Here is a 21,646-nt window from a genome sequence, read left to right as displayed (position 1 = left end):
AGATAGTATTAAAAGATGCTTAAATCCCATTCTTTCGAAATTTGCCGCAGCATCATCGTGCCTGCTGCGCTGTTTCCTTGCACGTCAATGGCAGGTCCATAAACACCAATGCCTGCGCCCGCCCGGAACTCGTAAGTTTGCGAATGGAGCTTTGGTGGAACTGCGGCCATAATGCCGCCTGACACACCGCTTTTTGCCGGAATGCCAACATGTGCGGCAAAGTTCCCTGAAGAATTGTACATGCCGCATGTAACCATCAACACTTTCGCAACCTGGGCAATTTCTTCGGAAAAATGCTTGACCTTTGTAATAGGGTTGAATCCGTCATATGCAATGATCAAACCAATCAATGCCAAATCTTTCGTGCTGACTTTGATCGAGCATTGACGAATGTAGATATCCAGCGCTTCTTCCACTTCAATATCCAGGAACTTCGCTTCTTTCAAATAGTAAGCGAGTGCCCGGTTTCGGTGAGATGATTGCCATTCCGAATCGTACACTTCCTTATCAAGCTCAAGCGGATGGCCCACCAGCTCTTCCAGAAATTGCAGCAGGAATTCATATTTTTTCTGGCTCGTCTGTCCCGGCAATAAAGCCGAGATGGTAATCGCCCCCGCATTGATAAAAGGGTTGAACGGCTTGTTCGGCCGATGGATTTCAAACGGAATAATTGAATTAAAAGCTTCTCCGGTCGGTTCCACGTCCACTCTTTCCAACACAAAGTCCAAGCCGTAATGTCGGCTCAATGCGATAAATGTCAGTGCTTTTGAAATGCTCTGCAGCGTGAACTCCTTTGTGGTATCTCCTGCACAATAATAATTTCCTTCATCGTCGACCATGCAGATCCCCAACTGGCTCGGATCTTCTTTTCCGAGTGCCGGTATGTATTGCGCGGTCGTTCCCAATATGGCATGGCCTTTGTTGTCTTTTACCCATGCTTTTAGCTGTTCCTGAATGCGCGGATTGTTTTGCACTGGCATTCCTCCTCAAGTTCTTTCTTCTCATCATGAATGACATATGCTGCCTTTGTCAAAAAAGCGTCGCCTTTTATAAAAGGAAATTCAAATGGAAAACACTCTTTGTAAATTCGCCTTTTGTACAAGGCAAGAAAAAGCCTTCCCTGTTGTTCAGGGAAGGCTAAGTTTATCGTTTGTCGTACCATGCTTTCGCAGCTTCCACTTCCGGCATCGTCAGCTGATGGCCGAAATCTTCCCAATGCAGATCGACTTCTGCTCCAGCTGCTTTCAACAGTTTTTCAAGATCTGTCGATTCTTCCGCCGGACAGATTGGGTCGTTCGTTCCTGCTGCAATAAATACGGGAATGCCAGTTAAATCAGGCAGATTTGCTTCACGGTTTGGCACCATTGGATGGTGCAGGCTTGCTCCTTTTAATGAATCCGAATAGGTGAACAATAGGTTGGCCGCAATGTTGGCGCCATTTGAGTAGCCGACCGCAATGACATTTTTGCGGTCAAAACCATGCTCTGCAGCAGCCTGTCCAATAAATTCATGCAGCTCTTCGGTGCGGAGTTTTAAATCTTCCATGTCGAATACGCCTTCGGATAAGCGTTTGAAAAAGCGTGGCATGCCATTTTCTGATACATTCCCGCGAACGCTCAAGACAGATGCCTCCGGGTCAATATGTGCAGCGATTGCCAATAGGTCGGTTTCATTTCCGCCTGTTCCGTGGAGCATTAGGAATGTTGGTTTTGCAGGATTTGTGCCTTGCTGAAAAATATGTTTCATTGTTAAATACCTCCAGTTGTAGTTTAAGTTAATCCGTTTTAAAAGATAACTTGCTCAACCTGCCCTACTTAGCAGAGCAGATTAGTAGATTCTTTTTTTGTTTAGTTTTTTTACCGTTCCCAATTTCCACAAAAAGAAACTTATCTCGAATTCAAGATAATAATACCATAGATTTTTTTATTCTTCCAATAAAAAAGATCCATGGCACAAATGTGCATGGATCTTTCCCTGGCATTATCCTTGTGGATTCAGCATATCTTCTAAATTTTCTTTTGAGAACAAGTAATTTTCATTGCAGAAATGGCATTGTGCTTCTGCTTTGCCATCGGTGACGATCATGTCCTCAATTTCAGCAGTTCCAAGGCTTTGAATCGCCCTGGAAATCCGGTCTCTGGAACATTGGCATTGAAATTGAACTGGCATTTCATCGAGTACATTTACATTGCCGACTCCCAGTACTTCGTTCAGGATATCTTCCGGCGTCAAGCCCGCGCGGACCATATTGGAAATGGTCGGAATGACTTTCAAGCGTTCCTCAATTTCCGCAATGACTTTTTCTTCAGTTCCAGGCAGCAATTGAATAATGAATCCACCAGAAGCCTGGATGGTGTTATCGGGATTGACGATGACCCCAACGCCTACTGAGGAAGGAATTTGTTCCGATGTCACAATGTAATGGGTAAAGTCGTCTCCCAGTTCTCCGGATACGATAGGAACCTGTCCTACGAATGGCTGAAGCAATCCGATGTCTTTCGATACCGATAATGTCCCTTCCGTACCCACAGCTTTTCTGACATCAAGTTTGCCTTGCTCATTCAAATCAAAATGGGTTAATGGGTTTGTCACGTATCCGCGAACTTCACCTTTTGCGTTTGCATCCACCAAGATGGTGCCGATTGGGCCTCCCCCATTGATGCGGATGGTCAATTTTTCTTCACCTTTCATCATGGCACCAAGCATAACACTCGCTGTCATGGAACGGCCGAGTGCAGCTGACGCCGTCGGCCATGTGTAATGGCGTCGCTGAGCTTCCCCTACCGTTTCAGTTGTACGTGCAGCGTAGGCACGAACTTGCCCATCATAGGCTAAGGCTTTTACTAAATAATCGTTCATCGTCTTCTTCCTCTCTATTTTGGGCTTCCTATGAGTGGGCCGCTTGTTTTTTCAATCGTACTTTATCTGGAGTGACGTCATCACCAAGCGGATCAATGACCTTCATGCTGGTAACAGTCGATTCTACTTGTCCACGGATTGACCGCAAATAGTCTTCGCGCAATACTTGACGCTCTACTTTTTCAGCATTTGTCAGCCCTTCTTCACGTGCTTTTTTTGCCAATTGGTTGATGCGCGGTAAAATTCCGATCATTGTTTTCCCTCTTTTCCACTTTATCCGACCAGCTTTTGAGACAGCCATTCGGTTAGTTTTTTTGTTTTTTCCTGAAATTGCTCTTCCTTCATTCTCTCGGAAAGCAAAGCAATCGTTTCTTGTTCCATCCGGGAACGCCAGGCATTCTCCGCCTCCAGCATCAAATCCGTCAGCAGACAGCACCGCTCAGGCTCTTCCAATTCCAACAAGTCTCCCAATACTCCACTGGATGAATAAAGCGATTGCTGGCCCTCGATTGCTACATATATATCAAAAACACTGATGTCTTGTGGTTTTTTATTGAGCTTAAATCCACCTTTAACACCTGGTACAGATGTGATCAGGCCTGCACTGACGAGCTTTCTCAAGAGCTTCTGAAAATATGTCGGAGAAGTGCCGAGCTGCTGGCTAATGGCTTCTCCCGGAAGCACTGTTTTGTCCGGCAGCATGTTCAACAGCAGAATGGCATACACGGATTGTTCTACACCTGGTTTCATATGCACCCAAATCACCCTCTTTCAATTACGGATATATTTTATCCTTGTTATCCACAATAAACTATCTCGAATTAAAAGTAAATAATTATGCTCAACCCCCTCCGCATACAAAAAGACCATCCAAATTGGATGATCTTTTCTTCTTCATATTATCTAAATCCTGCAAAAGCTAGACGATTCCGGAAATCGCACCGTAAGCAAGCGCCAATAAAATAACGAAAGCCGGATGAATTTTCCTGATCTCCAACAGCCAATAGCTGACGATAATCAGGATCACTGTTTGCACGGTACCTGAAGTATCTACTGAGGTCATGAAAAATTGCAGCGTCATTGCGCCCAGCAATACGGCGATGACCGGCCTGACAAGCTTGGTGATGTTTTTGACTTTCGGCGAATCCTTGTATTTTAAAAGGGTTACCATTAAAAGAACCATCAAAATGAGAGACGGTGCTACCGAAGCGAACAAAGCAACTATCGATCCCAATATGCCGCCTTCCATATAGCCGATATAACCTGCCATTTTTGTGGCAATCGGCCCTGGCAGTGCATTTCCGAGAGCCAGAACTTCACCAAACTCCTGAGTTGTCATCCAGCCATAACGGTCCACCACTTCTTTTTCCACCAAAGGAATCGAAGCAGGACCCCCTCCATAACCCAAAATACCGGGGATAAAAAATGCCAAAAAGATGGACCAGTAAATCATTTCGACCCGACCCCTTTCTTAAAGGTAGTTAAGGAGAGAATCAAAACGCCTAATATGACAATCGCCGGATGAATATTCAATAGTTCCAAAAGGACGATGGCGATGGCTGTAAATAGAATCGCGCGACCGATTCCCAAAGACTTGCCTGACTTTTGAAAGAAGTCCCATGTCATAACCGCCAGCATAACGCCAACGACTGGCACTACTGCAGCTGACATGCTGTTGACCCATTCCAAATCTTTGTACTTTTGTAAAACTCCCAAAAGGACAATCATCATAACTACTGTCGGGATAACCGAAGCAGCCAGCGCAATCAAGCATCCCACCATCCCATTGACGCGATAGCCAATATAGCCGGCCATTTTTGTGGCAATTGGCCCCGGCATCGTATTCCCCAAAGCCAGGGTGTCGCCAAACTCGTCTTCTGTCATCCATTTATAATTGGTCACGGCTTCACGATGAAAAAGCGGAATGGCAGCAGGTCCGCCACCGAACCCAAGAAGGCCGACACGGAAAAAAGCGAGAAAAAGATCTTTGTTCGTTTTCAGGCGGGAATGACCCCTCCTCTTTTTCTCCGCTTTTCTAGCGCTTACCAAGCAGCTACCGCGCCGTCTGTACGTGACTCGGTGCCTCCAGCCAAAACGCCCGTCTCAGGATTTCTCCAAATGATTTGTCCCCGTCCAAAACTACCGCCATCTGTCGCCACTTGAATGTGATGGCCTTTTCGGGCTAAAGCCTGTGCCAGGTAATTCGGGAAATTTGGTTCTACAAGAACGGTCTTTCCTTCGATCCACTGCCATCTTGGTGCATCGAGTGCAGCTTGCGGATTCATTAAATAATCGATGGTGTTAGTCACAACTTGAAAATGGCCTTGGGGCTGCATATATCCACCCATTACACCAAATGGCCCTACAGCTTTTCCGTCTTTTGTCAGGAATCCTGGGATGATGGTATGGAATGTTCGTTTTCCGCCTTTAAGTACGTTGGGGTGCTCAGGATCCAGAGAGAAATCAGCTCCACGATTTTGCAAGCTAATGCCGGTTTCCGGAATAACGATTCCTGAACCAAAGCCCATGTAATTGCTTTGGATATAGGAAATCATATTGCCTTCTTCATCTGCTGCAGACAGGTAAACCGTCCCGCCTTTAGGCAATTCATACGGCTCCGGATCGGAAGCGGTTTCTCCTACTGCTTTAGCGCGAGATGCGGCATATTCTTCAGATAGCAGATGCTCTGTACTGATAGGCATGTTTTCAGGCTCCGTAATAAACGCCTTGCCATCTGTAAACGCCAATTTCATCGATTCAATCTGTTCATGATAGGTATCGGCAGACTGCCATTTTGGCTGACCCAGCTCTTTGAAAATATTCAATGCCATCAGGGCAACCATGCCCTGTCCATTTGGCGGAATTTCCCATACTTCATAGCCGCGGTATTTTGCTGATACAGGTTCAACCCATTCCGGCTTAAACGCCGCCAAATCTTCTTTGGATAGGAATCCATTATGTGTTTTCATAAAGGCATCGATTTTATCTGCAATCGCCCCTTCATAAAAAGAGCGTCCATCGGTTTGTCCGATTTCTTTCAACGTAGCGGCATGGCCCGGAGATGACCACATTTCCCCTACTTCAGGCGCTCGGCCATTGGGAGCGAAAGTATCAAACCATCCTTGATATTCTTCGCCGGTAAATGTGGTTTTGTATTTAGCATATGCGCCTTTCCAATATTTCCCGAGAATAGGCGTTAGCGGGTACCCTTCTTCAGCATAGCGAATGGCTGGCTTCAGTGCCTCAGCCAGCGTCAACTTTCCGAACTTCTTCGACAACTCAGCCCATGCAGCAGGCACTCCCGGTACTGTCACTGGCACTAAGCCGAATGTCGGCATTTTTTCAAAGCCCAGCGCTTTAACTGCTTCTGGAGAGATGCTTTTTGGTGCAGGACCCGAGCTGTTCAAACCGTGCAATTTGTCTTTTACCCAGACCAAAGCGAAAGCATCTCCGCCAATGCCATTTGAAGTTGGCTCGACAACTGTTAATGCCGCAGCGGTTGCGATGGCTGCATCAATGGCATTTCCTCCACTTTGCATGATTTCAATGCCCGCTTGTGCCGCCAATGGCTGAGAAGTTGCCACCATTCCTTTTTTCGAAAAAACTGTGTGGCGCTGTGATGCAAATGGATTGTGTAAGTAGTCCATAGTAATCCTCCCTTTCTTTTAACTAACCTTTTGTATAAAAATAATTCTTATTTAAGAACAATTGTTAATCATTATTCTATATTTCTTTTACTATAGTAAAGGACGAATACTTTCGATTATAAAGTATTCGTTTACATATTTCTACATGGAAACAAAAAAATACAGAATATTCCTACAAAAAAAGATTGTTTTGTCCCTATAAATAAAATGGGGCTATCTTAAAAAGGGCTGACGTCCATTCCAGCGGACGCTTTCCACAGGCTTGCGCCGAACTAACTCGGGCTGAACGCCCGATTGGATTTCTTAAGATGCCGCTACGCTGCTGCCTCAGGAGTCGCTGCTTCCATTACCGTCAGCTCGTTTAAAAACCGGCAAAGAAAAGGGTTGCTTTTCTTTGCCGGTTTTATATTTTGTAGGTATGAGACAGCTCCATTTTATAGTTTCATCCCAGTACGGCTCTTGAATCGCCGCAGAAGAATATGGCTTTCGACTCTTGTGATCCCGTCTAGAGCATAGAGCTCTTCGTTGATAAACTTTTCAAGACCGGCAAAATCATCAACCAATACATGCATGTGAAGGGTGGATGGGCCTGTCATCTGGTAACAGCTAGCCACACTGGGGTTATCCGCCAAGGTTTGAGCCACTTCAACCAAGGAAGCCGGTTCGCAGTCGACTTCAAAAAAGCCAGAAACTTTCTTGCCGACTTTTTCGCTGTTGATTACAACTGTAAAGCTTTCTATGACACCAGCTTCTGTTAATTGGTGAACTCTTTCCCGAATAGCCACTCGCGACAAATTTAGTTCTTTGCCGATGTCCACATACGAAATTCTTCCATTTGTAGTTAATAAGTCTAATATCTTGCGGTCGATATGATCTAATTTCATGAATACACCTCATGCTTTTATTTTAAAGTTCATCTTTTTGCTTTATGAACAGCTTTAATTGCTTAAGTAAAATTGCGTACAATGGATGCCGGGAGCCACTTCAATTAAGCGCTGCTCCTGAAAACCGAATGCTTTGTAAAGGGTAATGGCCGGGATATTTGCAGTGCCGGTACTGACAGTGAAGTCATATTCTTTAAACTTCTCAAGCAAATATTCCATCAGTTTTTTGCCAACGCCTTTTCGGAAATGATTAGGACTTACCACAAGACGATGGATCTCAACGGTTCCACCTTTGACTTGGTACGATAAGATTCCCTGTAGTTGTCCTTCGCTGTAACCTAAAAATATTTCAGTGCTCTTCTGAATTTCGGCAAGAGTTTCATAAAGCTGCGGAATTCCATCAAATCTTATCAGTTCGGCCTCTATCCGGTAAGCGGCCTGCTGAATTTGCTGAATTTCTTTGGCAATTTGCATGTTCCGATGATCTAGTTTGAAAATAATAATCCATCACCTCACTCTAACTTTACCACGATGCGATTCCGGAAGTTCACAAAATTATTCTTTTAGGAAATAGAGCAGTTCATCGAATATGGCGGCGGCATCCTGATAGCCCTGATTATATAAGTTTTCTAGCTTTACCGGATCCCGTTCCACGCCTCGAATTTTGTACAGGTTCATCGGTCGTATCACTAAAGCCAAGCCCTCGCTTTCCAATTGTTCAATAAATTCCATTGTTTGATTGTAATACAGATGACGGCTCTCCATCGTCTTTGCAATTGCAGGGTATTGGCGGACAAATGCCGGCATGATTTTAGCAAACCGACTCTTCTTTTTTCGGTAGCCCTTTTCTCTGGTCAAAACAATTATCGGTTTAGTCACTCCGTCAGACAACGCTTTCCGGATTGGCAGTGGGTCTGCAATGCTGCCATCCATCAATAGCTTACCGTTGAATTCCACGGGCCTCGACATCAGTGGGAGGGAACTTGATGCTCTAACTATCGCCAGCACGTCTTCGGGTCGATTTGGCTTCTCAAAATAAACCGCACTACCGGTAAGACAATCAGTTGCACCCACTACAAATTCTTCTGTTGCATCATTAAAACGGCCATAATCAAACGGAACCAAACTGTTCGGAATTTTATCAAAGATCAAATCCATCCCGAAAAGTTCACGTCTTACAAGCAAGTTTTTTACTGAGATGTACTCCGGGTGATTGACATAGCCGATTGTCACTTCCCGGTTGCGGCCATTCTGCCTGGAAATATAAGAAGAGGCGTTACAGGCTCCTGCTGAAACACCTATTACATAGTCCACAAATATCTCTTCTTCCAAAAGCTTTTCAAGAACACCCCCGGTATAAACCCCACGCATTCCGCCGCCTTCCAATACCAAACCGCTCTTCATGTAAATTCCCCCTATAGCTGGGCTAACCTACTTTATCAATCAGCTCCGGCTTATTGTTTTTTGGCGAATTGACTTCTTCAGACACCTGGTAGGCTTCCATATCTTCTGCTTTATAGGGCTTCAGCAAATCTTTCAGTGTTTCAATATCTTCTACACGGGGATCCAGCCAGATTTTTTCTCCTTCTTTTGTCAGGATAACCGGCATCCGATCATGGATCGATTCCATTAAGGCGTTCGGTCCAGTCGTTAGGATAGAGCAGCTATTAATAGTTTTGCCTTCCGGTGACTGCCACGACTCCCAAAGCGCCGCAAAAGCAAAAGGTTCCCCGGTCTTCATCTTGATGCGCATCGGAATCTTTTCACCGTCTTTGCGCTGCCATTCGTAAAAAGAATCCGCCACTACTAAACAGCGTTTCTTTTTAAAAGCATTCCGGAAGCTTGGTTTTTCTGCTGCTGTTTCGGACCGGGCATTAATCATCTTATAGCCGATTTTGGCGTCTTTTGCCCAAGGAGGAATCAGTCCCCAACGGAGCTTGCCGAGACGATTTTTATCTCCATCATTTACAACCGCCACAACCTGCTGGGAAGGCGCAACATTATAGTTCGCTGAATACTCATCGTTGTTTAGTGCTGTTTCCTCAATATGAAATCGCTCGATTAAGACCGGGTAATCTGTGAATAATGAATATCTTCCACACACACTAATCACTCCTTTAAATAATGGCTTGCTCCCCATAAATATAACAGATAATTCTAATTATTTACGAATTATTGTCTTCACATTCGAAATGATTCAGACAATTCGCTACTTCCCAAAAGACTTGCGAAGGACATTTCACCAGACCTTCCGTATCGCAGTGCCAGCAATTTTCGGCAGATGTCTTTATTCCTTTAAATCCATAGCCCTAAGCCTTTACACTCGTTAAGACTCAAAATCTATGGGAAATTCGTTAAGGTCCCTTAAATGGCTAAATAGTGTTATAATAGAAGAACAACGAGTTATATTAGGAGGAATCACATGGCTACTGCACGCGAAATGAGTCTCGTCAACAAGGATTTTCTGGTTGAAGAATTAGGGCTGAAACAACAAGGAAACTCAACTATCTTTATGAATGAAGATTGTTTTGTATTATCCCCGTCTGTTCAGCGATATGAAAAAGGATTTGATGTCAGTGAATTTAATTTGGCAAAGTTCGATCCCGAACGTCAACAAGGCTTCTTGCTCGTACGGTACATGGATACCTTTTTAATGGCAAAACTTGAAAGCTTCACGACAAAAATGATGCTTCCTGAACTTCAAATCAAAAAGAAAAACACAAAACCGCATTGGAAATTCACAGTTGCTGAAAATCCGGCATATCATATCGTCAATACTCAAAACAAGGAACTGCGCTACCGTTTGCAGGAACCTACAAAAAAACAAATCGCTTCTTTCTTCAAAAAAATATAAGCCCTTCCCGCTGCCTGTGCGCACGCGGGTTTTTTTATGCTGTCATAACATTTAACGAGGATGGGCCGGCGGAAGTTCCCGAATGTTTATCTTTGCTTTGTCCATGTAGATTCTCCGATTCTAATGTTAAAATGAAGACAACATGAACTTTTCCATTGGCCGGCTCTGCTTAAGACATGCTGCCAGTTAGAGATGAAAGTGATTATTGATTGGACGTGACTTATGGAATCTCAGCGTTATACCGTAAAAGACCGCGAGTTTTGGAAAATCATCCTAAGCCTCTTATTTGCCTCTTTGTTTATTTTTGCAAACATGTATGCCGTTCAGCCCCTGCTGCCAGTTTTTGTGGACGAATTTCAGGTTTCTGTTTCTACAGCCAGCCTGTCGTTGTCACTGACTATCATCGGTTTAATACTGGGCTTGATCGTTCTTGGCTTTTTTTCAGATCGAAATGGCAGAAAGTCCTATATCATCTATTCTTTGCTCGGTTCAGCAATCCCTTTTTTCATCATTCCGCTGACCGACTCTTTTACCATGCTGCTGATTCTCCGTTTTATCCAAGGCTTTGCCTTGGCAGGCGTTCCCGCTGCTGCCCTTGCCTATATCAGCGAGGAAGTTGACAGAAAGAATATCGCATATGCTACCGCTCTTTATATTTCCAGCAATGCATTGGGCGGCATGCTTGGACGCTTTTTAACCGGATATCTGACAGATCATTTTTCCTGGCAAATTTCCTTTTATGCATTCGCTGTGACGGGACTTCTTTTGTTCGCCGCTGTTGTCTATCTGCTGCCGCCATCACGAAACTTCAATTCCAGCCAACTTAGCTTTGCAAAAGACATCGAGGGATTCCTGATTCACTTGAAAAATCCGGCACTTCTCGTCGTCTTCGGGCTTGGTATAGTTTTGCAAATTTCCTTTACCGGCCTGTGGACTTACTTGCCTTTCTATTTGGAAGCACCGCCATACTCCATGTCGCTGCAGGCAATCTCATATTTGTTTTTCGCCTATGGTATTGGTGTCATTGGTTCTCCTTTGGCTGGCCGTGCAGCAGAAAAATTCGGTTTGCGCAATGTCCGCCTGGCAGGAGTGTTTATCTTGTCGGCTGGAATTTTCATGACACTCAGTCCGTATCTTTGGATGATTGTTGTGGGCCTTTGCGTAACTTGCCTTGGCTTTTTCACTTCCCATTCTCTGACTGCCGCCTCAGTCGGCCAGCAGGCAGCCCACCATAAAGGCAGTGCTTCCAGTTTGTATTTGGTATCGTATTATATCGGCGTGGCAGCGGGCAGTTCGTTGCTCAGTCCTTTATGGACTTCTGTTGGCTGGACAGGTTTGGTACTTTTCACCGCCATTTTACCGCTTCTTTATATACTGGCAGTCACTCTATACAGAAAAAAAGCAGGCTCCACCGGAAGGTGAGCCTGCTTTTTGCTGATGCTTACATTTTACTCAAGAAATTCAGGTGGTATCGACAGCAAGTCAATTCCCCAGACAAGCGGCAGGAAGTAGTACACTGCAAGTCCGACAAAGAAAATACCGAATATATTTAGTGCCAATCCTGCTTTAGCCATATCTGCAATTCTTAAATAACCTGATCCGAAGACTACAGCATTCGGAGGTGTAGCAACCGGCAGCATGAATGCACATGATGCCGCTACTGCAGCAGTGACTAATAGCGCGTACGGATGGATGCTAAGAGCTACCGCAAGGGACGCCATGATTGGAAACATCATTGAAGCAGTTGCAGTATTCGACGTGATTTCAGTCAAGAACAGTACAAGCGCAGCTACTACAAGAACGACGATAAGGACATTAACGCCCTGTAATCCAATCAATTGATTGCCGATCCATTCAGAAAGGCCGGAATTTGTAAAACCGGCTGCGATGGCCAGTCCGCCGCCAAACAGCAGCAGGATTCCCCAAGGCAACTTAACGGCAGTCGCCCAGTCCAGCAAGTGATCACCTTTTTTGCTTTTGGAAGGAATGATAAATAGGACCATAGCGGCGATTAAACCAACCATTGCATCGGTCACTTCCAAGTTCGGCGCAAAAGCATCTAAAACGAATGAACGGCTGATCCAGGCTAATGCTACAGCTACAAAAACGACAAAGACAGCTTTTTCTTCATATGAAGATGCGCCTAAATCTGTTTTTTGCTGGCGTATCACTTCGCTGCCACCAGGCAAATGTTTCAATTTTTGCGGATAGGCGACTTTTACCAAATAGACCCACGCTACTAAAATAAAAATCCAAGCCAATGGCACACCAAACATCATCCACTGTGCGAAAGTAATTTCAATTCCGTAAATTTCATTGACAGCTCCTGCCAATAACGTGTTTGGCGGAGTTCCGATTAAGGTTGCGATCCCGCCAAGTGAAGCGGAATAGGCAATACCGAGCATTAAAGCTTTACCAAAACCGAAATTCTCTTTTGAAGTATCAATCGAAGAATCGTCCTTCAGTGCATCTGATACTTGATAGATGATAGCCAAACCGATTGGAACCATCATCATCGCCGTCGCCGTGTTGGAAATCCACATCGATAGGAATCCAGTAGCGACCATGAACCCAAGAATAATTCGTTCGGTATTGGTCCCAATTAAAGAAATAATGGTAAGAGCAATGCGTTTATGTAAATCCCACTTTTCCATCGTTAAAGCAATCATAAAACCACCCATAAAAAGGAAGATTGTATCGTTGCCATATGACGAAGTTGTAGCGCTTACATCAAGCCCGCCGGTCATCGGAAAAAGAATAATCGGCAAGAGTGAGGTTGCCGGAATTGGAATCGCTTCCGTAATCCACCAAGTTGCAATCCAGATTGTGCTGGCCAATATAGCTTTCGCTTCAGGGGGCAGTCCATCAGGATTAAAGAACAGTAAGGTTAGTACAAAAAGTAGCGGACCAAGAAACAGGCCAATTAACTGAGGGGTGTTGTAACTGCGGTTTTTCTTGCGTTCATCGTAAGATCCTGCATCTTCTGCCCGATCGCGATCATCGGGTATGCCGGCCCCTGGGTTAGTAAAAAGACGGAATGTATCTTTCGCCTGATCGTGCTTTTCCCACATCCAGTTCCATGTTGCTGAAATCATCTTATCCCTCCATTAACTTAAAAAAACGAATTTTTCAATAATTACCTTTATTAGTGTACCGGTTTATGTAAAGATTAACAAGCCAACAGTATGGCCAGGCATTTCTCATTCAATTTAATCATAAAAAAGGACTCGGAACTGAGAGTTCCGAGTCCTTTTCAGGCTTATTTAAATGATATCTTTCGCAATTCGCTTACTTTTCTTCTGATTCGCCAATCTGGTTCTGTTCGTCACCGACTCCCGTATTGCTGTGGGCGCCTTTTTTGTCCATCTTTTTGCCGTCTTCTCTTGACTCCTGATCAACGCTTTCAAACTCTTCACGCTGGCGCCGGTTATGGCTGCTTTGCGGATTTGCATCCCTCGAAAAATCGTTTTTAGACATAAAATCATTCCTCCTATATTAAATGTTTACTCCTACGTTTCCCTTTTGTCATAGAGTAAAACGCTTAAAGCGAAAAGATTACTCCATATCCGAAATAAACGGAAAAGAGCGACAAGAGTGCGAAAACCAAGTATTCTGAAGGTCCTCCAGTTGTTGCGGTCAAAGGAAAACGAACATTCCACCTAAGTGGAAACAGCAGTTTAACGCCTCTTTTCGTTGCCATATCCAATACAATATGACTTGCCATTCCCACCAGTAATCCCGCCGAAGCAGCTTCAACCGGCATGAAGTTATGCAGCAGTACCGCAATAATAACCAAAAATAGCAAGCTATGGGTGAACGTCCGGTGACCAAAAAGGCCATTAATCAGCTTTGAAAGAATTGGCAGAGCCCGGCCGATTTTGCTGCTGCCATGGCATATATCGGGAATCAGTGAACCAATAACTCCAGCTCCCAGCAAAATAGCCGGTTCATAATTTGTGATTTGTGCAAATGCAAGGCTTGCTGCTACGCCGCCTATGATGTGAGTCTTGCCTGTCATGCTTTTCTTCTCCTCTATGGTGCTTTATTAATGTCATTTTTATTATACTAAATATCGTGTATGCTGAAGATAACGATTTTGATTTTTAATGCATAATTAGTTTAACTTACTTAATAGGAGGCGTCGTTATGGGCATTCACCGTTTTTTTACTTCATTGAATGATTTGGAACGAATTATCAGGGCACCAGGCATGTTTAAATTTGAAGAACACAACGTGGCAGCCCACTCGTGGAAAGTTAGCCAGTACGCGATGTTTTTTGCAACCATTGAAGAACGTGAAGGCCGTGAAATCGATTGGAAATCATTATATGAAAAAACCATTAATCATGATTTTGCCGAAGTATTTATCGGCGACATCAAAACGCCAGTCAAATACGCTTCACCCGAATTAAAGGAAATGATAGCGAAAGTAGAAGAAGGCATGATGGAGAAATTCATTCTTCGGGAAATCCCCGAAGAATTTCGCGAAGTCTTTTTTAATCGCATGAAAGAAGGAAAAGACGCGACCATCGAAGGGCGTCTGCTTGAGATGGCAGATAAGCTGGATCAGTTTTATGAAGCATTCGCAGAGTTAAAGCGGGGCAATACCGATAAGGAATTTGTTGTCATGTATCGGATAGCTTTAACGAAACTGCTGGATCTTCCATTGCCGGCAAGCGTTGGATATTTTAAAAATGTCATGCTTGATGACGTCATAAATGAAGATACTGCCATCGATGTAAAAGAAATTACACGCCAAATCATTGCCGAGCACTAAGCTCTGCTCTATATTTCACGGTCAAATTATGGTAAATTTAACACCAACAATACTTTCGGAGGTGAATCCCTTAATTAAGGGAATTTATTGGACCCCATACTTTTATTGAATTTAGCTCTGCTCGTCTCATTAATCGCGTTAACGGCTGTTTTCGTCGGTTCGGAATTTGCCGTCGTTAAAGTCCGGATGTCGCGCATCGACCAATTGATCGATGAAGGCAATAAAAAAGCTGTGTTGGTCAAAAAGATCACCAGTGACCTTGATTATTACCTGTCAGCGTGTCAGCTCGGGATTACCATTACCGCCCTTGGTTTGGGCTGGTTGGGTGAGCCTACTGTTGAACGGCTTTTGCATCCTTTGTTTGAAATGCTCGATGTTCCTTCTGCCGCTTCAACCATCATTTCATTTGTTCTGGCTTTTTCATTGGTGACGTTCCTCCATGTTGTCATTGGGGAAATGGCACCAAAATCATTGGCGCTTCAGTTTGCTGAACGGATGACACTGTTGCTGTCGCCATTCCTTTATTGGTTTGGCAAAATCATGTATCCGTTCATTTTCATTTTGAACGGTGCAGCTCGCATCCTCTTGCGGATTTTTGGTGTAGAACCAGCCAAAGAAACACAAGCGCACTCAGAAGAAGAGTTGAAGATCATCATGGCCCAAAGCTTTCAGAGTGGGGAAATCAACCAAATTGAGTTGTCATATATGCAAAATATTTTCGCCTTTGATGAGCGCAGTGCCAAGGACGTCATGATTCCGCGCACACAGATGATCGCTTTTTCAGATGATTTGTCGAATGGCGAACTTTTGAAGGAAATCCGTGAGCACCGCTTTACGCGCTATCCCATCGCGAGAGATGGCGATAAAGACGACCTGATCGGCTTTATCAATGCAAAAGAAGTATTGACGCATTATGCTGTTAACGGGCAATTTGAAATGTCTGAACTTATACATGACCTTCCTTACTTCCATGAGACGACACCGCTTCAAAATGCCTTGGTGAAAATGCAAAAAGAACGCACGCATATCGCCTTGGTCATTGATGAATATGGCGGCACTTCAGGATTGATTACGATGGAAGATATTTTGGAAGAAATCGTCGGGGAAATCCGCGATGAATTTGACGAAGATGAGGACGAAGAAATTATTAAAGAAAGCGACTCGCGCTATCTTTTAAGCGGACGCGTCCGCCTAAAAGACCTGGAAGAACGCTTCGGCTTTAAGTTTGAGGACAGTGAAGATATAGATACAATCGCCGGCTGGATCCAGCACCAGCTGATTGAAGCCGAAACTGGAGACCTTGTTGTCAAGGAAGACTGCCAATGGTCCATTGTTGAAATGGAAAATCATCACATCCTAAAAGTTGCTTGTGATATGCTGCCAAAATCCCAGTAAAAAAGAGTGCCTTTATATTTGGCACTCTTTTTTTGCTCAAAACAAACCACTGTTGTTTTCCAAATAGACTTTAGTTTTCCATTTTAGGATTAACTCTATGCATAAAGGGGCATATAAAGAGTAAATAATTTTGAAATGGAGGTTTTTATATGAGTAAAGCTATGGGTTTTGCCAAAGAACTTGGCAGTGAATTCAAAAAAGATAATGCAACGACCCTAGCTGCAGCACAAGCTTATTACTATCTTTTAGCTATCGTCCCTTTATTGATCCTGCTGCTGGCTATCTTGCCTTATCTACAGATTGATCCACAAAGGGCCGTAGATTTTATCGGCACCATTCTTCCGGGAGAAGTAGCTTCTACATTTGAGGATACGATCGTCAGCGTCGTCACTACACCTTCAGGCGGTTTGTTGACATTTGGTATTTTGGGTACGCTTTGGTCGGCTTCCAACGCCTTGACAGCTTTTATCAATGCTACTAACCAAGCATACGGTGTCGAAGAAACTCGTTCATTCATCAAATTGAAAGCAACAGCTATTATTTTAACACTTGGTATGTTAGTTGCTGTGATCGTCGCACTCGTCTTGCCGATTTTCGGCGGTACCATTATCGATTTGATCAAAACAACCTTGAATCTTCCTGAGCAAACGGAAATCATTTTCCAAATCTTGCGTTGGGTCATTTCCATCGCAGTCATGAGCATTGTTTTGGCATTCATGTACAAATTTGCTCCCGATAAGCACTTTCCGTTCAAGGAAGTTATTGTCGGTGCGGTAATTGCAACAGTCTTATGGCAGGTCGTATCATTCGGTTTCTCGATCTACGTTGCTAATTTCGGCAGCTATTCTGCTACATATGGCAGTCTTGGAGGACTTATTGTTTTAATGCTTTGGTTCTTCTTGACCGGCCTGATTCTCGTGATTGGCGCTGAAATCAATGCCATTCTTCACAGAAGAAGAAATGCGAAAGCAGGAGCTTCTTCTGACCCTGTTGCACAAAGCGAAGCGAATCAAAAAGAAGCGAAAAACACAGAGTCATCTATGAACAACTATTAAACACGCAAGCCCCTTCACCAAATTGGTGAGGGGCTTTTTAGTCTTCTATGCATTAATCAATCAGCTTTTTCATATAACGCCATCCATTCATCAATTGTGAAGGTTTGGACTTTTCCCTCCTGAACTTCTATCGAAAAATAGTCAGCAGTTTTTTTATCACTATTAAGCAGATGCCAAGAAACCCTTTCTATCTGTTCGTCACTCTCGGTTGTGCGTTCTACCCACGATGGGTAGTCGAACGTTTTCCGGCGATCCGCAGACTTCCGTTCCACCATCCCGTTCTCTTCCAGCAGCGTTTTCCAATCCTCTTTTGACAGGCATCTCGAATGGCTGTCATCCCGAAGTTTTTCCGTCGTATTCATAAATTGCGCCAGTTCGGGATCAGCAGGAGCGACATTATCGATCAGGACAAAACGGCCTCCCGGCTTTAAGACACGCGACATTTCTGCGATAAACCTTTCCGGATGGGGGAAATGATGAGGAGCGATTCGACACACAGCGGCCTCAAAGCTTTCCTTCAAAAAAGGCAGTGCTTCGGCATCGGCCACCACGTAGTGAATGTTATCGAAACTGCCTTGCAAATGCTTTGCTGTATTCTCCAGCATCTCTTCTGTCAGATCTGTGGAAAAGACCGTTCTGGCATAAGGAGCCAGTGTTTTAGTCACATGCCCTCCGCCCGTCGCAATGTCCAGCACCGTCCATGTGTTTTCAGGTTGGAGCCATTCAACAAGCAGAGATAAATCTTCCCCTTTAGCATGGCTGTCGCTGGTTACGTACTTTTCTGCATTTTTGCCGAATACTTCTTTTACTTTCTGTTTTGGTGTCTTGTCCATACTTCCTCTCCTCACTTATATTCCAGGACGGTGTTCCAGGAAGTTGCGATGCGCAAACCCTTCCACTTCCGCTTCCGTATAATGTTTCTGCAGCTCATTGATTAAGTTCGGAAATTCGGAAGCATTTCCAAGTCCTGCTATATGCGAGGATATTCCATCAAAGTCCGATCCAATGCCGACTTGACGGATACCGCCTAGCGAACAAAAATGATCAATATGGCGGATCAAATCCGTGATGGACGCCTGTTCACTGTCTTTATTGATAAATTGCGGACAAAACACCACGTCGATCATTCCCTTGTTTGAGAACATCGCCTGTATTTGCTGATCATTGAGATTGCGGGGGTGGTCGCAAAGCGCACGCGCATTGGAGTGGCTGGCAATCGGGTATTTTGCAAGTTCCATGACATCCCAAAATCCGTTGACGGACAGATGGGAAACATCCGTGAATACATGATGTTCGTTATTTAAGCGAACCACTTCTTTCCCCAGCACCGTCAAACCCGCACCTCTAGGATCGCCGACACCATCAGCGCAGAGGTTGGCGTTGTTCCAGGTCAACCCAATCGACAACACACCCAAACGATAAAGGTGGCGCAGTTTTGCCAAGTCATTGCCGAAAGCATCTGCTCCTTCTAACGTTAAAACAGCTCCAATTTCATCAGGCTTTAATAAATCAATATCCTGCCAGTTCTTAATATGCTTCATCAACGGATTTTTCCCAAGAATTTCACTGTAGAATAAATCCGCTTGCTCCAGTGCATGCTGCCATTTTTCATCAGACGGAAATTCCGGATGAATAAAGATAGCAAAAAATTGCACTTTTACGCCTCCAGCCTGCAGCCGTTCGAAATTGGTTTCCAGCTCATTCGACTTTCGGTAGTCCAATAATTCCCCTTTGAATAACGCATTTCGTTTCGCCACTTGCAGCTTCAGCAAAGCATCACAATGTGTATCAAACACTTTCATTTAGTCATCCCCTTCTTCTCGGCACGCCTCGACAAATCCGGCAAATATTCCAATCGATGCCGCATCTCCTGCTTTCGCCATGTTTTCAGGATGCCATTGAACCCCTAAAGCAAAGTGGTGCTGCGTGCTTTCAATAGCTTCCACAATGCCATCACTTGATACTCCACTGACGATAAATGGCTCCGGTACATGCCGGTTCGCCTGATGATGGCGGCTGTTTACTTTCAGGCGCCGCAGTCCGCTTAGGCGGTGCAGCAGCGACCCTCCCGTTGCGTCAACAAAATGTGAACCGTGGAATTTCGGTGCTCTTTGCTGATGCTGGAGCAATACTCCTGTTGTTTGTGCGGTGATATCCTGATACATATCGCCTCCGACCGCAATATTCAAAATCTGCGCTCCGCGGCACACACCAAGAATCGGTTTGTTTAAATCCAGCACTTTTTTTGCCAGAGCCAATTCAAATGCATCGCGGGACGGGATGATGACGCCAAGATTCGGGTGGGGCTCTTCATCAAACAAAGTTGGATCGATGTCATAGCCGCCTGCTAAAAACAGTCCATCAATATGCTCAGCAATTTCATCAATGTCTGCTCTTTCCAATACATGCGGGAGCATGATCGGCAAACCGCCCGCTGCCAAAATTGCTTCTGTATCGGCTAGTTGAATGCCGTATTCGTCACGCCCCAATTCCAGAGACGCCGTAAGGCCAATAATTGGTTTCATCTATGTATAACCTCCAGTTTGTAAAAATTGTATATAGTAAACATACAGAAAGTTCTGACGAAATACCAGCACCATTAATTAGTAAAGCCGAATCTCAAAAAAAAAAACGGAAAACCCGAAAGCCTTCCACAGTCATGGTGCTATTCCGCATCCCATTCTGCAATCGCCGTGGCAATCGCATCTTCAATTGGCGTAACTGTAGATAAATCATTGTTTATGATAATAGAAAAAATCAGAGGCTTGCCATCTTTTGTTGTGGCGTAGCCTGACAACGCTGATACTGCAGTCAAAGTGCCTGTTTTTGCTTTGACGTTTTGCTGTGCCGCGGTTTCTTTCATCCGATTCCGCAATGTGCCTCCAACAAACCGTTCTGGAGCCCCTGCTACCGGGAGGGCATTCAAGTAGCTGTCAAACCAGGATTTGTTCTGTGCACCAAACAGCAATTGAGATACTTCGTTCACTGGAATCAAGTTCACATGTGACATTCCTGAACCATCACGCAGCAAGATCGTCTCCGTGTTAACGCCAAGCTCACCAGCGACATTCTCCATCACTTCCAGACCAGCTTCCCAGCTTCCTGTTCCTTGAACGGCCCGTCCCATTTCCTTAGCCAGTACTTCCCCGTGGCCATTATTGCTAAGTTTCATAAAAGGAATCGAAAACTCTGCCAGCGTCATCGATTCATGCTCCAGCAGCAGCGTACTGTCTGCAGGGGTTTCACCCATTTTCACTGAATGCTTTCCAGCCCATTCAATTCCTTGGGCAATCAAAGCATTTTCAAACAAATCGAGTGCATAGCCCGACGGTTCGTCAACAGCGATCCATTCACGGGTACGTGAACCTTCGACAGGTATATTTCCTTCAATCACAATTTGGTTTGTTCCATGTTCACGGCTGATGGAAACAGTTTTTGGCTGTTCTGCCGCTACTGTTTTCGCATGATTTACAATCGTTACGTAGTCCGTTTGCGGCGTCAGCGATACTTTGGGCTCTGCACCGGCTAAATCACCCGGGTTTACTTCGACAATAACGGATCCTGCATCGTAATCTTCGTTAGGCGATGCAGTTAATGCGGAAACCTGAGCACCGTAATAATACACTTCATCCTGCCAAGTAATGTCTTCTGAAAGACGGACATCGTCATACCAAGTATCGTCACCGATCAGATCGCCTTTGATTTTTTTAATTCCCTGGCTTTTGAGTGCCAGCGCAAACTGTTCGAAATCTTCCTGCAGCAAAGTCGGATCTCCTTTTCCTTTCAAATAAAGATTGCCATGGAGCATTTTCCCTTTAACTGTTCCATCCGTATGTACTTCTGTGGTGAACCGATAATCTTCACCTAAGGTTTCAAAAGCTGCGGCAGCTGTAAAGAGTTTCATATTCGATGCCGGAACCAATCGGGTAGCTCCAATATGATCGTATATTTTTTCCCCTGAATCTGCTTCTCGTATGCTGACACCAGCTAAAGCTCCATCGAGCCGTTCGTCCTGGAGAATCTGGTTTATTTCATTGACCAAAGATGCGTATTCATCATCTGCACCTACTGTTGCTTCGTGTTTAGAGAACTGCATCGGTAAAATGGCCAATAGCCCTGTCAGTATGAGAAATGCGGTCCATTTAAAAGATTTGCTTCTTGCCATTAATCCATCCC

The 21,646-nt window shown here is 44.5% G+C and carries 24 protein-coding genes; 5 read left to right on the top strand and 19 right to left on the bottom strand.

All coding sequences use genetic code 11. The features are described from left to right. Positions 1-8: 8 nt before the first annotated feature. From glsA to GJB59_RS09245, 12 genes are all read right to left on the bottom strand, one after another. The gene (gene glsA, locus GJB59_RS09300) at positions 9-980 is read right to left on the bottom strand and encodes a glutaminase A (protein ID WP_236015545.1); all 972 of its coding nucleotides are present in this window, start codon (positions 978-980) and stop codon (positions 9-11) included. A gap of 163 nt (positions 981-1,143) precedes the next feature. Then, positions 1,144-1,746, bottom strand: a complete 603-nt coding sequence (locus GJB59_RS09295; RefSeq protein ID WP_142826984.1) for an alpha/beta hydrolase — start codon at positions 1,744-1,746, stop codon at positions 1,144-1,146. Positions 1,747-1,980: 234 nt separating this feature from the next. Continuing rightward, entirely contained in the window at positions 1,981-2,859 is an 879-nt protein-coding gene (gene hslO, locus GJB59_RS09290) for an Hsp33 family molecular chaperone HslO (protein ID WP_142826983.1), read from the bottom strand. 28 nt (positions 2,860-2,887) lie between these two features. Further along, positions 2,888-3,112 carry a DUF896 domain-containing protein gene (locus tag GJB59_RS09285; protein ID WP_142826982.1) on the bottom strand — a complete coding sequence of 75 codons (225 nt, stop codon included), beginning with the start codon at positions 3,110-3,112 and terminating at the stop codon, positions 2,888-2,890. 20 nt (positions 3,113-3,132) lie between these two features. After that, on the bottom strand, positions 3,133-3,615 hold the full coding sequence (locus tag GJB59_RS09280; RefSeq protein ID WP_142826981.1) for an RrF2 family transcriptional regulator: 483 nt from the start codon (positions 3,613-3,615) through the stop codon (positions 3,133-3,135). A 163-nt stretch (positions 3,616-3,778) separates the two neighbouring features. Next, complete coding sequence (locus GJB59_RS09275; protein ID WP_142826980.1) at positions 3,779-4,312, bottom strand: chromate transporter; 534 nt, start codon at positions 4,310-4,312, stop codon at positions 3,779-3,781. Beyond that, positions 4,309-4,908: a chromate transporter gene (locus GJB59_RS09270; RefSeq protein ID WP_236015543.1), complete on the bottom strand. Its 600-nt coding sequence runs from the start codon at positions 4,906-4,908 to the stop codon at positions 4,309-4,311. Before GJB59_RS09270 ends, GJB59_RS09275 begins: the two co-directional genes overlap by 4 nt. Continuing rightward, a complete protein-coding gene (locus tag GJB59_RS09265; protein ID WP_142826979.1) occupies positions 4,902-6,506 on the bottom strand; it encodes a gamma-glutamyltransferase family protein in 1,605 nt (534 codons plus the stop codon). The genes GJB59_RS09270 and GJB59_RS09265 overlap by 7 nt, the downstream gene beginning before the upstream one ends. Before the next feature lie 434 nt (positions 6,507-6,940). After that, positions 6,941-7,390, bottom strand: coding sequence for an Lrp/AsnC family transcriptional regulator (locus tag GJB59_RS09260; RefSeq protein WP_142826978.1), 450 nt, complete (start codon positions 7,388-7,390; stop codon positions 6,941-6,943). A 54-nt stretch (positions 7,391-7,444) separates the two neighbouring features. After that, positions 7,445-7,864 carry a GNAT family N-acetyltransferase gene (locus tag GJB59_RS09255; RefSeq protein ID WP_142826977.1) on the bottom strand — a complete coding sequence of 140 codons (420 nt, stop codon included), beginning with the start codon at positions 7,862-7,864 and terminating at the stop codon, positions 7,445-7,447. An 81-nt stretch (positions 7,865-7,945) separates the two neighbouring features. Further along, positions 7,946-8,794 (bottom strand): patatin-like phospholipase family protein, encoded by an 849-nt coding sequence (locus GJB59_RS09250; protein WP_142826976.1) that lies wholly within the window; start codon positions 8,792-8,794, stop codon positions 7,946-7,948. A 22-nt stretch (positions 8,795-8,816) separates the two neighbouring features. Beyond that, positions 8,817-9,494: an SOS response-associated peptidase gene (locus tag GJB59_RS09245; RefSeq protein ID WP_142826975.1), complete on the bottom strand. Its 678-nt coding sequence runs from the start codon at positions 9,492-9,494 to the stop codon at positions 8,817-8,819. Positions 9,495-9,812: 318 nt separating this feature from the next. Here GJB59_RS09245 and GJB59_RS09240 point away from each other — a divergent pair, with 318 nt between their 5' ends. Continuing rightward, a complete protein-coding gene (locus tag GJB59_RS09240) occupies positions 9,813-10,244 on the top strand; it encodes a hypothetical protein (protein WP_142826974.1) in 432 nt (143 codons plus the stop codon). A gap of 222 nt (positions 10,245-10,466) precedes the next feature. Then, positions 10,467-11,666: an MFS transporter gene (locus GJB59_RS09235; RefSeq protein WP_142826973.1), complete on the top strand. Its 1,200-nt coding sequence runs from the start codon at positions 10,467-10,469 to the stop codon at positions 11,664-11,666. Positions 11,667-11,692: 26 nt separating this feature from the next. Here GJB59_RS09235 and GJB59_RS09230 read toward each other — a convergent pair whose 3' ends face one another. The 3 genes from GJB59_RS09230 to GJB59_RS09220 all read right to left on the bottom strand — a co-directional run bounded on the left by GJB59_RS09230 (position 11,693) and on the right by GJB59_RS09220 (position 14,262). Then, positions 11,693-13,339 carry an SLC13 family permease gene (locus tag GJB59_RS09230; protein WP_142826972.1) on the bottom strand — a complete coding sequence of 549 codons (1,647 nt, stop codon included), beginning with the start codon at positions 13,337-13,339 and terminating at the stop codon, positions 11,693-11,695. Positions 13,340-13,532: 193 nt separating this feature from the next. Continuing rightward, positions 13,533-13,721 carry a hypothetical protein gene (locus GJB59_RS09225; protein WP_142826971.1) on the bottom strand — a complete coding sequence of 63 codons (189 nt, stop codon included), beginning with the start codon at positions 13,719-13,721 and terminating at the stop codon, positions 13,533-13,535. 64 nt (positions 13,722-13,785) lie between these two features. Further along, positions 13,786-14,262, bottom strand: coding sequence for a metal-dependent hydrolase (locus tag GJB59_RS09220; protein ID WP_142826970.1), 477 nt, complete (start codon positions 14,260-14,262; stop codon positions 13,786-13,788). A 128-nt stretch (positions 14,263-14,390) separates the two neighbouring features. Here GJB59_RS09220 and GJB59_RS09215 point away from each other — a divergent pair, with 128 nt between their 5' ends. The 3 genes from GJB59_RS09215 to GJB59_RS09205 all read left to right on the top strand — a co-directional run bounded on the left by GJB59_RS09215 (position 14,391) and on the right by GJB59_RS09205 (position 17,470). Beyond that, complete coding sequence (locus GJB59_RS09215) at positions 14,391-15,020, top strand: HD domain-containing protein (protein WP_142826969.1); 630 nt, start codon at positions 14,391-14,393, stop codon at positions 15,018-15,020. A gap of 87 nt (positions 15,021-15,107) precedes the next feature. Further along, entirely contained in the window at positions 15,108-16,415 is a 1,308-nt protein-coding gene (locus GJB59_RS09210) for a hemolysin family protein (protein ID WP_236015539.1), read from the top strand. 149 nt (positions 16,416-16,564) lie between these two features. Beyond that, positions 16,565-17,470 carry a YihY/virulence factor BrkB family protein gene (locus tag GJB59_RS09205; protein ID WP_142826968.1) on the top strand — a complete coding sequence of 302 codons (906 nt, stop codon included), beginning with the start codon at positions 16,565-16,567 and terminating at the stop codon, positions 17,468-17,470. A gap of 56 nt (positions 17,471-17,526) precedes the next feature. On the opposite strand, the gene GJB59_RS09200 is transcribed toward GJB59_RS09205, so the two are convergent. The 4 genes from GJB59_RS09200 to dacB all read right to left on the bottom strand — a co-directional run bounded on the left by GJB59_RS09200 (position 17,527) and on the right by dacB (position 21,635). After that, positions 17,527-18,303: a class I SAM-dependent methyltransferase gene (locus tag GJB59_RS09200; protein ID WP_142826967.1), complete on the bottom strand. Its 777-nt coding sequence runs from the start codon at positions 18,301-18,303 to the stop codon at positions 17,527-17,529. A gap of 15 nt (positions 18,304-18,318) precedes the next feature. Continuing rightward, on the bottom strand, positions 18,319-19,272 hold the full coding sequence (locus GJB59_RS09195; protein ID WP_142826966.1) for a dipeptidase: 954 nt from the start codon (positions 19,270-19,272) through the stop codon (positions 18,319-18,321). Further along, positions 19,273-19,995, bottom strand: coding sequence for a gamma-glutamyl-gamma-aminobutyrate hydrolase family protein (locus GJB59_RS09190; RefSeq protein WP_142826965.1), 723 nt, complete (start codon positions 19,993-19,995; stop codon positions 19,273-19,275). A gap of 140 nt (positions 19,996-20,135) precedes the next feature. Beyond that, positions 20,136-21,635 carry a D-alanyl-D-alanine carboxypeptidase/D-alanyl-D-alanine endopeptidase gene (gene dacB, locus GJB59_RS09185; RefSeq protein WP_142826964.1) on the bottom strand — a complete coding sequence of 500 codons (1,500 nt, stop codon included), beginning with the start codon at positions 21,633-21,635 and terminating at the stop codon, positions 20,136-20,138. Positions 21,636-21,646: the final 11 nt, after the last annotated feature.

Source organism: Planococcus soli (assembly GCF_016881065.1).
In the GTDB taxonomy this organism is placed as follows: Bacteria; Bacillota; Bacilli; order Bacillales_A; family Planococcaceae; genus Planococcus; species Planococcus soli.
This window is presented reverse-complemented; position numbering and strand designations above follow the sequence as displayed.

What these genes read in the sequence shown, in the direction of transcription:
- glsA (WP_236015545.1), bottom strand. Translation starts at nt 980, where the DNA reads ATGCCAGTGCAAAACAATCCGCGCATTCAGGAACAGCTAAAAGCATGG.
- GJB59_RS09295 (WP_142826984.1), bottom strand. Translation starts at nt 1,746, where the DNA reads ATGAAACATATTTTTCAGCAAGGCACAAATCCTGCAAAACCAACATTC.
- hslO (WP_142826983.1), bottom strand. Translation starts at nt 2,859, where the DNA reads ATGAACGATTATTTAGTAAAAGCCTTAGCCTATGATGGGCAAGTTCGT.
- GJB59_RS09285 (WP_142826982.1), bottom strand. Translation starts at nt 3,112, where the DNA reads ATGATCGGAATTTTACCGCGCATCAACCAATTGGCAAAAAAAGCACGT.
- GJB59_RS09275 (WP_142826980.1), bottom strand. Translation starts at nt 4,312, where the DNA reads ATGATTTACTGGTCCATCTTTTTGGCATTTTTTATCCCCGGTATTTTG.
- GJB59_RS09265 (WP_142826979.1), bottom strand. Translation starts at nt 6,506, where the DNA reads ATGGACTACTTACACAATCCATTTGCATCACAGCGCCACACAGTTTTT.
- GJB59_RS09260 (WP_142826978.1), bottom strand. Translation starts at nt 7,390, where the DNA reads ATGAAATTAGATCATATCGACCGCAAGATATTAGACTTATTAACTACA.
- GJB59_RS09255 (WP_142826977.1), bottom strand. Translation starts at nt 7,864, where the DNA reads ATGCAAATTGCCAAAGAAATTCAGCAAATTCAGCAGGCCGCTTACCGG.
- GJB59_RS09250 (WP_142826976.1), bottom strand. Translation starts at nt 8,794, where the DNA reads ATGAAGAGCGGTTTGGTATTGGAAGGCGGCGGAATGCGTGGGGTTTAT.
- GJB59_RS09240 (WP_142826974.1), top strand. Translation starts at nt 9,813, where the DNA reads ATGGCTACTGCACGCGAAATGAGTCTCGTCAACAAGGATTTTCTGGTT.
- GJB59_RS09235 (WP_142826973.1), top strand. Translation starts at nt 10,467, where the DNA reads ATGGAATCTCAGCGTTATACCGTAAAAGACCGCGAGTTTTGGAAAATC.
- GJB59_RS09230 (WP_142826972.1), bottom strand. Translation starts at nt 13,339, where the DNA reads ATGATTTCAGCAACATGGAACTGGATGTGGGAAAAGCACGATCAGGCG.
- GJB59_RS09225 (WP_142826971.1), bottom strand. Translation starts at nt 13,721, where the DNA reads ATGTCTAAAAACGATTTTTCGAGGGATGCAAATCCGCAAAGCAGCCAT.
- GJB59_RS09220 (WP_142826970.1), bottom strand. Translation starts at nt 14,262, where the DNA reads ATGACAGGCAAGACTCACATCATAGGCGGCGTAGCAGCAAGCCTTGCA.
- GJB59_RS09215 (WP_142826969.1), top strand. Translation starts at nt 14,391, where the DNA reads ATGGGCATTCACCGTTTTTTTACTTCATTGAATGATTTGGAACGAATT.
- GJB59_RS09205 (WP_142826968.1), top strand. Translation starts at nt 16,565, where the DNA reads ATGAGTAAAGCTATGGGTTTTGCCAAAGAACTTGGCAGTGAATTCAAA.
- GJB59_RS09200 (WP_142826967.1), bottom strand. Translation starts at nt 18,303, where the DNA reads ATGGACAAGACACCAAAACAGAAAGTAAAAGAAGTATTCGGCAAAAAT.
- GJB59_RS09195 (WP_142826966.1), bottom strand. Translation starts at nt 19,272, where the DNA reads ATGAAAGTGTTTGATACACATTGTGATGCTTTGCTGAAGCTGCAAGTG.
- GJB59_RS09190 (WP_142826965.1), bottom strand. Translation starts at nt 19,995, where the DNA reads ATGAAACCAATTATTGGCCTTACGGCGTCTCTGGAATTGGGGCGTGAC.
- dacB (WP_142826964.1), bottom strand. Translation starts at nt 21,635, where the DNA reads ATGGCAAGAAGCAAATCTTTTAAATGGACCGCATTTCTCATACTGACA.